At 67.7% G+C, this 12,236-nt stretch carries 10 protein-coding genes; 9 read left to right on the top strand and 1 reads right to left on the bottom strand.

All coding sequences use genetic code 11. The annotated features are described in order from the left end of the window. The first annotated feature begins 167 nt into the window (after positions 1-167). The 6 genes from QOM21_RS36715 (at position 168) to QOM21_RS36740 (ending at position 8,066) form a co-directional block, all read left to right on the top strand. Entirely contained in the window at positions 168-830 is a 663-nt protein-coding gene (locus QOM21_RS36715) for a hypothetical protein (RefSeq protein ID WP_407555430.1), read from the top strand. After that, entirely contained in the window at positions 823-2,196 is a 1,374-nt protein-coding gene (locus tag QOM21_RS36720; protein ID WP_407555431.1) for a glutamine synthetase family protein, read from the top strand. The genes QOM21_RS36715 and QOM21_RS36720 overlap by 8 nt, the downstream gene beginning before the upstream one ends. Next, on the top strand, positions 2,193-3,002 hold the full coding sequence (locus QOM21_RS36725) for a gamma-glutamyl-gamma-aminobutyrate hydrolase family protein (protein ID WP_407555432.1): 810 nt from the start codon (positions 2,193-2,195) through the stop codon (positions 3,000-3,002). Before QOM21_RS36720 ends, QOM21_RS36725 begins: the two co-directional genes overlap by 4 nt. Further along, entirely contained in the window at positions 2,999-5,407 is a 2,409-nt protein-coding gene (locus QOM21_RS36730; RefSeq protein ID WP_407555433.1) for an AMP-binding protein, read from the top strand. The genes QOM21_RS36725 and QOM21_RS36730 overlap by 4 nt, the downstream gene beginning before the upstream one ends. A gap of 69 nt (positions 5,408-5,476) precedes the next feature. After that, positions 5,477-6,574: a Zn-dependent alcohol dehydrogenase gene (locus tag QOM21_RS36735; protein ID WP_407555434.1), complete on the top strand. Its 1,098-nt coding sequence runs from the start codon at positions 5,477-5,479 to the stop codon at positions 6,572-6,574. A gap of 28 nt (positions 6,575-6,602) precedes the next feature. Then, positions 6,603-8,066: an aldehyde dehydrogenase family protein gene (locus QOM21_RS36740; RefSeq protein ID WP_407555435.1), complete on the top strand. Its 1,464-nt coding sequence runs from the start codon at positions 6,603-6,605 to the stop codon at positions 8,064-8,066. Positions 8,067-8,444: 378 nt separating this feature from the next. On the opposite strand, the gene QOM21_RS36745 is transcribed toward QOM21_RS36740, so the two are convergent. After that, the gene (locus QOM21_RS36745) at positions 8,445-9,053 is read right to left on the bottom strand and encodes a TetR/AcrR family transcriptional regulator (protein WP_407555436.1); all 609 of its coding nucleotides are present in this window, start codon (positions 9,051-9,053) and stop codon (positions 8,445-8,447) included. A 448-nt stretch (positions 9,054-9,501) separates the two neighbouring features. Here QOM21_RS36745 and QOM21_RS36750 point away from each other — a divergent pair, with 448 nt between their 5' ends. The 3 genes from QOM21_RS36750 to QOM21_RS36760 all read left to right on the top strand — a co-directional run bounded on the left by QOM21_RS36750 (position 9,502) and on the right by QOM21_RS36760 (position 12,235). Continuing rightward, positions 9,502-9,906, top strand: coding sequence for a hypothetical protein (locus QOM21_RS36750; RefSeq protein ID WP_407555437.1), 405 nt, complete (start codon positions 9,502-9,504; stop codon positions 9,904-9,906). Between the two features lie 55 nt (positions 9,907-9,961). Continuing rightward, complete coding sequence (locus tag QOM21_RS36755; protein WP_407555438.1) at positions 9,962-11,431, top strand: MFS transporter; 1,470 nt, start codon at positions 9,962-9,964, stop codon at positions 11,429-11,431. A 108-nt stretch (positions 11,432-11,539) separates the two neighbouring features. After that, positions 11,540-12,235, top strand: a complete 696-nt coding sequence (locus tag QOM21_RS36760; protein ID WP_407555439.1) for a transporter — start codon at positions 11,540-11,542, stop codon at positions 12,233-12,235. The last annotated feature ends 1 nt before the right edge of the window (position 12,236 follow it).

Raw genomic sequence — 12,236 nt, forward strand, 5'->3', positions numbered from 1 at the left:
GGGCCTCTTTTCGGCGAGGTGGCAAGGGGGGTGTTGACACGTTGTGATGCGTGCCTCACCATCCTAGTCATGTGTTTCAGTCACATGACTAAGTAACCTCGAATTTGTTCGAGCCCGTGCGGCGCCCACACGTCTCGCGTGGCTCGTGAAGTCGAAAGGACCGAAGGATGTCCGAAACCACGACGGCCCCCACGTCGGCATCTGCGGGTGCCGCAGAGGTCGACGTAAGGATCGAGGACGATGCGAGTCCCCTCGTGCGACTGCTCGGTCGCACGCTGCGTGATTCCGCCCGGACCGGGCATGCGGCCGACACTCTGAGCAGGTCGACCGGCACCGTTGCGATTCGCTCTCACGACACGCCCCAGGCCGCGACGATCAGCTTCGGTGACAACGGCATCGACGTGGCAGGCGGTGTGCTGGTCGAGCCGGACGCCACCATCACGGTCGACCTCAACGCGCGTTTCGCGCCGACGGCGGATCCCTCTGGTGATGCCGACTTGGCCGGGGGCGTCCTGCAGGCGCTCACGCCGCCGCTGCCCGGGTGGCGTGATGCCGCTCAGCGGTTCTGGGACGCGACACGTTCGCTGCCGGGCATTCCCGACGTGTTGATCGCGGTCACCGAAGGGCCCGAGGGCCTGGAGCAGGTCGTGCTCGGCGACGGCTCCACGCAGTACCTGGTCGCCGGAGCTCCCGAGACGCTCGCGGGCGTGTTCTCCGGTGCCGACGACCTCGTCGCTGTCCTGTCCTCGGGTGCCCTGGGCATCCAGGGCACCATGTCCCAGCTGTCGGTGATGACCGGCGCCTCCTGGAAGGTTCGTTTCGATGTCTGAACTCAGCAGCACCGCCACGAGCGCGCCGCTCCGCGACTCCGGCCCGCGAGCGGTCCGGCTCGAGGCGACGAATCCCGATGGATGTTTCCTCGGCAAGAACGTCTCGCCCAAGAAGTTCGATGCCGGCAAGGACGCAGGTTTCGCCTTCGCGGATCTCCTGTTCGGCCTTGACCTCGGCAACGTTCCGGTCTTCGGTTCCGCCTACCCCGCCTGGCGTGGCCACCTCGACGACGTCTACCTCCGTCCCGACATGTCGACCGTGGTCGAGTGGAAGCCGGGCCTGGACTCGGTGCTCGGCGACTACTGGCTCAAGGACGGCACGCCGGTCCCGATCTGTCCGCGCAACCTCGTGCGGAAGATGGTCGAGCGTCTGGCAAGGCACGGATTCACCGCGACCGTCGCGGTCGAGATCGAGGCGACCGTCTTCGAGGAGTCGATCCACGAGGCGCGCGCCCGCGGGTATCGCGGGCTGACCCCCCTGGGCGGCAGCGCGGGTACGGCGTACCACCTCGCCAAGTCGGCGGACTGGACCGACTACATGAACGCCGTGGCCGACCGTCTCGACGAGGTCGGCATCGAGTGGGAGGCCTGGAGCGACGAGGACGCCGCCGGTCAGATCGAGCTCAACATCGCACCGGGCGACCCGATCAAGGTCGGCGACGCCTGGGCACGGACCCGCCAGATCATGCGCGAGGTCGCGTTCGAGCGCGGGCACAGCGTGACCTTCATGGCCAAGCCCACCGCCGGTTACGGCCAGGCATCCCACATCAACCTCTCCCTGCAGCGCGACGGCGCCAACGCGTTCTACGCCGAGGACGGACCGTCGGACACGATGCTGCACGCCATCGGTGGGCTGCTGGCGACGATGGAGGGCAACACGTCGATCGTGCTGCCGCAGATCACGTCGTACCGGCGGCTGGTCGACCTCAGTGGACCGCCGGTAACGATCAGTTGGGGAATCAGCAACAAGACCGCCGCGGTGCGCGCCGTCTGCGGACACCCCAAGTACTCCCGTCTCGAGTACCGCCTCCCGGGCGCGGACGCGAACCTCTACCTCGCGCTCGCAGGCGTGCTGGCCGGCGTCATCGCCGGTATCGAGCGGAAGATCGAACCCGCCGAGCAGGTCACCGACATGGCGTGGTGCCTGCCGCCGGGCCTGGGCATCGACCGGATCCCGGACACCATCACGAAGGCCGCAGCCGCCCTGGACGCCGACCCGATCCTGCGCGAACTCCTCGGCGACGAGTTCGTCGACTACTGGATCGCGTCGCGCAAGTGGGAGTGGATGCAGTTCCACACCGCAGGCGGCGACCCGTTCGCCGAGCTCTCGCAGTGGGAGTCGGCTCGCTACTTCGAACTGCCGTGAGCGCGCGTGCGGAGGCCGCGACGATGCGGCCGCTCATCGGCATCACCGGGCGGCGGTACCGGCTGGAACTCCTCAAGGGATCCGACGAGCGGTACGGCGACCGTTGCGCCGACAGCTACATGTCCGACTTCGCGAGCCGGATCGCACAGGCCGGTGGACTTCCGGTGCACCTGTCGTACGACACCGACGCGACGGACATCTGTCAGTGGCTTTCCGGTGTGGTGATCACCGGCGGGCAAGACCTTCATCCGGCGTGCTGGGGTGGCGACACGGCAGTGGTCCGTGACATCGATCCACGGATGGATCCGATGTCACACGACGTGGCTCGGGACGAGTACGAGATCGAGCTGGTCCGAGCCGCGCTGGAGCGGGGGATTCCCGTCCTGGGTGTGTGCCGCGGCATGCAGGTGCTCAATGTCGCCCTCGGCGGCACGCTCATCGCCGACCTGCCGCCCGGCTCCGTGAGCCACCTGTCATCGGAGGCCGCGCCGACCGACGGCACTGCTGATCACCTCGTGGCCTTCGAGAAGGGCTCGATCGCGGCCGACCTGTTCGGCGAACACGCGCTGACCAACTCCTGGCACCACCAGGCCGTCGACCGCTGCGGCGCCGGGCTGGTCGTGACCGGACGGACGAGCGACGGCGTGATCGAGTCGGTTGAGCTCCCAGGTGCGCCGGTGCTTGGAGTCCAGTGGCACCCGGAGTGGATGAAGAGCGCAGACCCGGCGATGGCGTGGATCGTCCAGGCCGGGGCGGAGCGGCTTGCGGCCCACCGCGGTGAAGAGATGCAGAGGAGCTTGCGATGACTGAGAACGTGGCAGCAGAGCAAGCCGGTCGCGCCCGCTCGCGTGGCCTGCCGGTCGTGAAGCCCGAACAGATCGGCTTGGAGCCCACCATCCCGACCCTGACCGAGCTGCTGTCGCAGCGCGCACAGGATTCACCGGAACGGGAGTTCCTGCGATTCGGTGAACGGTCATGGAGCTTTGCCGACATCGACGACTGGAGTTCCAGGCTGGCGCATCGGCTGATCGCACTCGACGGCATACAGCCGGGCGACCGAGTCGCGATCATGCTCCCGAACGTCGTGCACTGGCCGGTCGTCTGGCTCGCTGCGCTCAAGGCCGGAGCGGTCGCAGTTCCGATCAACTCCTCCTATCAGCGGGGCGATCTCGCCTTCGTCCTCCGGGACTCGGGTGCACGCGTCGCATTCACCGACTCCGAGCGGTCCGGGTTGGTCGCCGACGTCCTGGCAACCGAGGCCGGGCTCGCCGGCCTTCGTGTCATCGACGTCGCGGACGACGGGTCCGAGCCCTTCCCGAAGGCGCCGCCGGCGGTGCCGGTCGGTGCCGGGACCTTGGCGAACTTGCAGTACACCTCCGGCACGACCGGTTTCCCCAAGGCGTGCATGCTCACCCACGACTACTGGGTCCGGTTGGGCTGGATCTGTGCGGCGGCGACCGGACTCGGTACCGAGGACGTGCTCCTGACGGCCCAGCCGTTCTCCTACATGGATCCGCAGTGGAACACGGCGCTCGCTCTCACTGTCGGGGCCCCGTTGGTCGTGTTGCCACGCTTCTCCGCTTCGACCTTCATGGCGGACGTCCGCCGGCACCGCGCGACCTTTTTCTACGTCCTCGGGTCGATGCCCACGCTGTTGTTCAAGCAGCCGCCCGTGCCCGAGGACCGCGACAACGACGTGCGCCAAGTGCTCTGTTCGGGCATTCCCGTCGGTCTTCACGCGCAGCTGGAGGAGCGATGGGGTGCGCCGTGGCGGGAGATCTACGGGATGACCGAGTCGGGTGTCGACCTGTTCAGCCCGTTCGCCCACACCGACGCCGTCGGGAGCGGGAGCCTTGGGCGGTCGGTGCCGTCCAAGCAGGTCCGCGTCGTCGACCCCGACGGCATCGAGGTGCCGGCCGGCGATCCCGGTGAGCTGGTCGTTCTGGGCAAGCCCATGATGAGTGGTTACTGGAACCGCCCGGAGGACACGGCCAGGGTCTTGCGCGACGGCTGGCTCCACACCGGTGACGTCGTCGTCCGCGGACCCGACCACGGCATCCAACTGGTCGGAAGGATCAAGGACATGGTGCGCCGCGGCGGCGAGAACATCGCGAGCGTCGAGGTCGAGGCGGCCCTTGAGCGCGACGACGTGGTAATCGCGGCCGCGGTCGTCGCCGAACCTGACGAGACCCACGGCGAGGAGGTCAAGGCCTTCGTCCAGCTGGCCGCGGACGTGCCGCGGAATCGTGCGACGGCTGAGGAGATCGTCGAGCGGGCCGGCAAGGAACTCGCTCGCTTCAAGGTGCCGCGCTACGTGGAGTTCGTTGCCGACTTCCCCCGGACGCCGTCCGAACGCATCTCCAAGGCGGCCCTCAAGGCCCGCGCCGTGGACGATCCCGGCGTGACCTACGACCTCGGTGCACGACGGAAAAAGACGGTGGTAGGTGCCGCATCCGGCGGAGGATTCCTCGACGTCGACGTCATGCGGGGCGTTGCGGTGCTGACGCTCCGGCGTCCCGAGAAGCTCAACGCCATGGACGTTGCCACCCGGCTGCGACTGGCAACGGTCATCCGCGAGTTCGGGACCGGCGAGAGCGTGCGCGGGATCGTGCTCACCGGCGAGGGGCGGGCCTTCTCCGCGGGTGAGGACCTCCAGAGCGCGCCGTCCACGGACGCTGAGCTCCGTGAGGCGTTCGAGAGCTTCCACGACATCACCCGGGCCGTCCTGGAGACGCAGATACCCGTGGTCGCGGCGGTCAACGGACTCGCTGTCGGGGGAGCCTCGGAGCTCACCCTGTGTTGCGACGCTCGCATCGGAACCCGGGCGACGGAGTACTACCAGCCGGAGAACGGCCGGGGCATCACGATCTCGAATGCGTCCAGCGTGCTGCTGAGGCGCCTCATCGGGAGCCATGCGATGCGCATGGTGCTCGGATCACCTCGGATCCGAGCCGAGGAGGCGCTGCGGATCGGGCTCTTGGACGAGATCGTCGAGCCCGACGATCTGATCGGCCGGGCCATCGACACCGTCATCGGGTGGACGCCCGAGGGAAACACGACGGCACTCCACCTGGCTCTCCTGCGCCCTCAGGCAGAGGAGGTCGAAGGGGCCTTCGCCCGTGAGGACCTCGCTGCGAGGAAGGCGTGGGAGAGCGGCGCCCTCAGCGCCGGGATCAAGGGCTTCTGGTCCGCCAGGCGCACCGGCGCGTAAGCCTCGCCCTGGGCTCGCCATCACCTTCAACAGACCAATGCCAGAGGAATCGACAGAGGGGACGTCGACATGATCGACACCCAGGCCGCGGTACTCACCGCAGTCAATGAGCCGCTCGAACTGACCGACATCCGGGTGGACGACCCGGAGCCGCACGAGGTGCGGGTCGCGGTCTCGAACGTGGGATTGTGCCACAGCGACCTGCATTACATGACCGGGACGGTTCCGACCGACCTTCCGGTCGTGGTCGGGCATGAGGTGGCGGGCGTGGTCGAGGCGGTTGGGTCGCAGGTGTCCGACCTGCGTCCCGGGGACCGCGTGGTCGGCGCGCTCACACCCTCCTGTGGCCGCTGCACCAACTGTGAGGCAGGGCGGTCGACCCAGTGCCGGCGTGTCGAGGAGGTACGCCGCCGTCCGCGGCCCGCTTTCCACACCACGGGCGGCCGGCCGATCGAGCGCCTCGGCGACATCGGGGGGTTCTCGCGGCACGTCCTCATGCGCGAGAACGCCCTGGTGAGGCTCCCTGACGACGTACCGCTGCACGTCGGATGCCTGCTGGCCTGCTGCATCATCACCGGCGTCGGCGCCGTCTTCCGCGGCGCTCGGGTAAGGCCGGGCAGCACGGTGGCGGTCATCGGCTGTGGTGGCGTCGGGTCGGCCATCATCCAGGGGGCCAGGCTCGCCGGAGCGTCGGCGATCGTCGCGATCGACCTGGACGACGCACGGCTCAAGGCCGCGCGCGGCTACGGCGCGACCCACGTCATCAACGGCGCAAACGGCGACGTCGTTGCGGAACTCCACCGCCAGTTGGGCGACGGAGCGGACTACTCCTTCGAGGCGGTCGGCTCCGCCCGTACCGCGGCGACGGCCGTGGCCCTCCTGCGCCCGACGGGTACCGCGTGCCTGGTCGGGATCGCGCCCGGAGGTACCGAGCTCAGCGTCCCGGTATCGGACTTCTTCTTCGAGGAGAAGCGACTCATCGGCTCCTACATGGGCTCGGGTCAGGCTCGGCAGGACGTCCTCCAGCTCGCGCGTCTGTACCAGCAGGGACGCCTGCTGCTCGACGAGATGGTCACGCGCGTCATCCCGTTCGGCGAGATCAACGAGGGCTTCGAGGCGATGAAGTCCGGTGACGTGACCCGCATCGTCGTCGATCTCCAGTCCTGAGCAACGAGTGAATGCAGAGGTGAGCTCCATGGCGAGCCACGAGATCACGATCCCCCAGCCGGTGAATTACATCGCCGACGATTGGAGCGAGTGCCCGACGGTCGATGACGCCTGGAACGTCGACCCCAACACGCGCGAGCCCGTCCACCGCCTCGTCACGACAGCATCCGACGATCTCGATCGGGCGCTGCAGCACGCGGAGCGCGTGTACGACATCGGCCGGTGGGACGAGGACGCCCGGCGTGAGCGCGCCGATATGCTCGAGCGCGTCGCCGAGATCATCGAGACCCGTGCCGAGGACATCGCGCGGACGGACTCGCTGACCAGCGGCACACCCATCAGCGTCACGCGCAAGGTCGCGGCCTTCCTGCCGGCGAGGATCCGGGCGTCGGCGTCGGACCTGGTGAACATCCCGCGCGTCACCGCGCTGGCGGCCGGCGGCCGCGACGTCCGCCTCCACAAGGTGCCGTGGGGGCCGGCCGCGATCCTCACGCCGTGGAACGGTCCGAGCTTCATTCCTGCGGCCAAGATCGCCAGCGCGATAGCGGCGGGCTGCCCCGTCATCCTCAAGCCCTCGGAGCACGCGCCCAGCAGCGCGCAGATCATCGTCGAGTGCTTCCTCGAGGCGGGCCTGCCCACCGGTGCGCTGCAGCTGGTGCACGGCGGCGGCGACGTCGGCGCCAGGCTGACTGCCGACTCGCGCATCAAGATCGTCTCGTTCACCGGCGGACCCGGTGCCGGCCGCGCCATCGCACGGGCCGGCGCGGAGGACTTCAAGGTGTTGCAGCTAGAACTTGGCGGCAACAATCCGGTGCTCGTGCTGGATGATGCCGACCTCGACGTCGCCGCCGACGGCATCCTCGACGGCATGACCAAACTCAACGGTCAGTGGTGTGAGGGGCCGGGCAAGATCCTCGCTCACCGCAGCCTGGTCGACCCTCTTCTCGAGGCGCTGGCCGAGCGGATCTCCAAGCTCGTCGTCGGTCACTCTCTCGACGAAGACGTCGAGATCGGCCCGATCTCCAATGCGCCACATTTCCAGACCCTCCAGAGCAGGATCGAAGGGCTGCGCGACCTCGGGGCGAGTATCCGCCAGCCCGCCCTGTTGCCCGACCTCGACGGCTTCTTCATGTCGCCGACGATCGCCGCCGGCGCCGACCCCGCTCAGGCCACCGCCGAGCTGTTCGGCCCGGTCGTCTCTCTGCACGCCGTGGACTCCGACGAACAGGCGTTGCGCTTCGCCAACGCCCATCCGTCGGGCCTCGATGCCTACGTGTTCGGCGCCGACACCGACCGCGCGATCGACGTCGGCTCCCGCGTCATGTCCGGCGAGGTGCGGGTCAACGGCGCAAAGCTCGCCGACCTCGGTGACGCCTCGGCTCAGAGCTTCTGGGGCCCGGCCGGCATCGGCGGCCACGGACCAGCGGAGTCGGTGCGCGTCTTCTGCGGCGACCGGGTCGTCGGCGTCGACTCGCCCGACCTGCCGTTGTGACAACACCACACATGATCTGTGGGAGGCCCGACCCCGGGCCTCCCACCGTGCACACCCAGCACGATCGGATGCACCACGAACACCTGCCGCCCAAGAGGTCGTCGGCGTCCGTGACTTGCGTTCACCAGGTCGCGCCGGCCTTCGGTGCGCAGGAAGAGTCAGCAGCATCGCGGGGTTCCGCGGATGTGCTCATCCCCGGGATCCCCAGCGCCCAAGTTCTCGCAGGCGACGGAGCAGCGCGCACGGGTTGAATGCAAGCGATCTCCGTCGCCTGGCCGAATCTGTGGTGAGCGCTGGTGAGCGATCCCGCAGCTCCCGTTCGGTGGCTGGCCACGCCGGCTCGCCAACAGCTCGAGCGCTGCGGCGTTCATGGGTCAATCACAGTGCGGCGGGCGTTGATCCGAGCCGGACCGTGAGCCAATTCTCGAGTACCGAGGTGGCGATTTCCATCTGCTCGGTTGCGGCGGACCGATCCCCGTAGGTCATCCAGTTCAGGGCGAAACCGTCGGCCAGGGTAGCGATGACATAGGCGATCTGGTCGATGGTTTCTGGTTCGACCGCGTGATCGGAGGTGGCGCCGCGAAGCACAGCGCGCGCCGTCTCAAAGGCTTGGTCGTACACCGCGATACCGCGGTCTCCGTGCTGACGCCGTGCCCAGCTGATGAGTTCCAATGTGGCCGCGGTGAAGTTTGCTGACTCGAGGTAGCACTCCATCACGCCGCGTAGCAGCTGGCGAGCTGTGTCCAGCAGGTTGGAGTGTGGATCGCTGCTCTTGGCCACCTCGCGGAACCTGCCGGCTACGAAATCGTAGACATCGGCGAAGAGGTCCTCCTTGGAGTCGTAGCAGTAGTGCAGCATCGCCAGGTTCGCCTGAGCCTGCTCGGCGATCCGTCGGGTTGTTGCGCCTTCGATGCCGTGGATCGCGATGACTTCCACGGCGGCGTTGATGAAGTCGCTACGCCGTTGGGCGACGGGGATCCGCGGCACGAATTCCTCCTGGTGCAAGGCGTCCGCACAGTTGGACGCTTGATTAAGTCAACGCGCCCAGCCTAGCAGTCGCCCGGTGGTCGGGGCGTGAATTTTCTTAGTCGCACGTCTTGAACAGCTGACTAACTTTGTCCTAGCGTATGAGCCCGATCACAAGGTCGGTCGGCGCGCCCCTCCAGTCGGGCCCAGCCCTTTCGCAAGAACGGACCTGCCATGACGAAGAACGCACTCGCGCGTCTCACTCCCGGTGCCACCGCGGACGCCGCGGCCGAGGTGATCATGCGAGGCGGCGGTGTGATCGCCGAAGGACTCCTCGGCGTGGCCACCGTCGAAGGCGTCAAGAAGGATCCGGCCCCGGTGCTGGACGGGGTCCACACGGGCCACGACGAGGCGCTCGCCGGCGGCAGCACCAAGCGGGCAAGCGCCTTCCTGTCAGCGCGAAGCGCGGATGCAGATCACGGTGACGGTCAGCGGCTTCACCGCCAAGAACGGCGGCACCCTCGGCGTTTCGGCCCCACAACTATCGGACGAGGAGCGCGCCCCGCGAGTCGAGGAGGCACCCCCAGCCGAGATGACGGCCGGCTCGGCGCTCATCGGGGTCGGCTCCACCCACCACGGTGGTGGCCAGAGCGCCACCTCGGACGAGTACCGCTTCGGCCTGTCGATGAGCTACGACCTCGCTTTCCTGCGCCCCGAGGAGAGCCCCTTCCTCGCCTGCACGCTCAACCGGATCCGGTCGTTCCCGGAGGAGATCCAGCGAGCGCTCGACCGGTCCTCGGAGCACTACGCCGGCTGGGACGAGGTCGGTGGGCACATGTCCGACCCCATGGAACCGCTCAGCCGAGACGACTGAACCGCCACCGGCGCCGGGCTGCCGCGCCGTGTCTGATCAGGAACCGGAGAGAACCATGACAGAGATCCACCAGCCTGCCGGACTCGCCGGCGAGGCGCCTTCTCGCCCTGCGCCGAACAAGGGGGTGCTCATCGGCGTAGGCGCGCTGCTGGTCGTCCTGACCAACGCAGTCATCTTCATTCTGCCGCCGCTACTTCCGGTCATTCAGGCGCAGTACGGCCTCGCCACAGTGGCCGAGACGACGTGGCTCTACACGGCGCTGACCCTCGGCGGGGGAGCGGGTTTCATCCTGTTGCCGCGCCTCGCCGATCTCTACGGCGACCGGAACGCCTCCGTGGCGGCGTCCGCATTCCTCGCGGTCGGCGCGCTCATTCCGGCTCTCGGTGACTCGTATCCGACCCTTCTGGTCGGCTGCATTCTGATGGGCTTCGGTGGCGCGGCACAGCTGCTTCCCCTCGGCTTCCTGCGTCGCAATCTCGGCGAGGGCGGCATCACGGTGGGGGTCGCGGTCCTGGTCATCGCCACCGGTGTCGGCATCGTCGTCGGCATGATCGGCGGCGGCTTCATCGTCGAGAACCTGTCGCTGCGGAGCTTCTTCATCATCCTCGCCGCAGTGTGCGCGGCCGCGACCGTTGCGTCGTACGCCACGATCCCCCACGCCCCGCCTGCCGAGCGTGCCGGCCGCATCGGAGTGCTCGGCACCGTGTGGATGATCGCTTGGGTCGCGGCGATTCTCCTGACTCTGACGCAAGGCCTCGTGTGGGGCAGCGCGGCACTCATTCCATTGGTGGTCGGCATCGTCGGTGGCATCGCCTGGATGCGCGTCCAGCGCGGTTCGTCCTCGGCGGTGTTCGACGTCGCAATGATGAAGGCTCCTTTGGTCACCGCTTCGTGCTTGTGCATCGCGTTGTTCGCGGCGGTGAACTCAGCCTTCCTGCTCCTGCTCAGCACGTACGCCCAGATCAGCCCTGCTGCTCTTCGTCCGGCAGACGCCTACGGCCTCGGGCTCAGCGCTCTGGAGACCGGTTTGCTCATGGGGCCCTTCGCGGTGGCGTTCCTGGTCCGAGGCGCCGTGCTCGACCGCGCCTTGTTGAACGGCCGTGGTGTGCGCGTCTTTGTCATCGGAGCGCTCATCAGCGCGGCGGGGCTGGCCTGGCTCGCCGTGGCGCACGACCAGCAGTGGCACTACCTCGTGGGCGCTGCCGTCATGGGTCTCGGCTGCAGAATCGGCTACGCGGCGAGCTTCACCCTGGTGCAGATGGCAGTGCCCGAGGAGAAGGCCGGTATGGCAGCCGGTGCCGCCGGCACGTTCATGGCCGTGGGTTTCGCCTTCGGCACGGCACTGGTCAGCGGCGACCTCAGCGCCTCCCTGGTTCCGGTGCCCGGAACCGGTCTCGAGGTCGCCGCAAAGGGTCTGTACGGCATCGGCTACTGGCTGTCGGGAGCTCTCGCGCTGCTCGTAGTGGTGACCGTGCTGGTCTCACGCGCTCGGTCCGGCCGGCGGGCCCGAGGTGCCGCGTCCTGAACCCGCTGCTCGCTCCGACGGCATCCGCTTCTGAGGCGATTTCACGAATCCCTGCACAGTTGGCCTTCTGCTCAGACATGTAGGCCCAGTCCAAAGGAACCGCAAACCATGAAAGAACTGCTCTTCTTGCTGGCCGATCTCTGGATGATTTTCGCCGGCTTCTTCTTCGGATGGAAACTCATTCGACAGTACGGCAACTACCTGCTCGGCCTGGAATGGATCATCGTCGCCACGTCCGGCTCGAACTTCCTCGTCTGGTCCCTCCTCGGAGGCGACGAGGGGAGCATCCTGTACTCCATCGCGTACTTCTTCGACGCCTTCTCGCGATCGGTGGGCATCACCCTGATTCTCGTCATGGGCCTGATGCGAGTCACGCACCGGTACAAGCCGTCGTGGGCGGTCGACACAGGCGTGTTTGCGCTGGCCATCGCCGTCGGGCTGTATCTCCAGCAGTTCCGCGGCCATGAGCTTCACGTCGGTCCGGCAACGTACTACGTCATCGTCAACGCGCTCACGACCCTGTTCCTCGCCTATTTCTCGTGGCGCCTCTGGAAGATCCGTGCCAAGGGGCTGGCCATCGGCGCTGCGCTCGTTACCGCTGCGGGGACCGCCATCGCACTCATATACGACTTCTTCCCGATTGCGGGCGACGACGAGTACCGCACCACCCACTACATCCTCGCTCTCGGCACCTGGGGATTCCAGCTCTTCGTTTACTTCCTCTCGTACCGCGCACTGCACAACCACAACGTGGCGACGGGTGCGGAGGCGGCGTCGAACGAACGGAGTGTTGCTCGGGCCTGAG

This window comes from Streptomyces sp. Pv4-95 (genome assembly GCF_045782725.1).
Classification (GTDB): domain Bacteria; phylum Actinomycetota; class Actinomycetes; order Streptomycetales; family Streptomycetaceae; genus Streptomyces.

What these genes read in the sequence shown, in the direction of transcription:
- QOM21_RS36715 (WP_407555430.1), top strand. Translation starts at nt 168, where the DNA reads ATGTCCGAAACCACGACGGCCCCCACGTCGGCATCTGCGGGTGCCGCA.
- QOM21_RS36720 (WP_407555431.1), top strand. Translation starts at nt 823, where the DNA reads ATGTCTGAACTCAGCAGCACCGCCACGAGCGCGCCGCTCCGCGACTCC.
- QOM21_RS36730 (WP_407555433.1), top strand. Translation starts at nt 2,999, where the DNA reads ATGACTGAGAACGTGGCAGCAGAGCAAGCCGGTCGCGCCCGCTCGCGT.
- QOM21_RS36735 (WP_407555434.1), top strand. Translation starts at nt 5,477, where the DNA reads ATGATCGACACCCAGGCCGCGGTACTCACCGCAGTCAATGAGCCGCTC.
- QOM21_RS36740 (WP_407555435.1), top strand. Translation starts at nt 6,603, where the DNA reads ATGGCGAGCCACGAGATCACGATCCCCCAGCCGGTGAATTACATCGCC.
- QOM21_RS36750 (WP_407555437.1), top strand. Translation starts at nt 9,502, where the DNA reads ATGCAGATCACGGTGACGGTCAGCGGCTTCACCGCCAAGAACGGCGGC.
- QOM21_RS36755 (WP_407555438.1), top strand. Translation starts at nt 9,962, where the DNA reads ATGACAGAGATCCACCAGCCTGCCGGACTCGCCGGCGAGGCGCCTTCT.
- QOM21_RS36760 (WP_407555439.1), top strand. Translation starts at nt 11,540, where the DNA reads ATGAAAGAACTGCTCTTCTTGCTGGCCGATCTCTGGATGATTTTCGCC.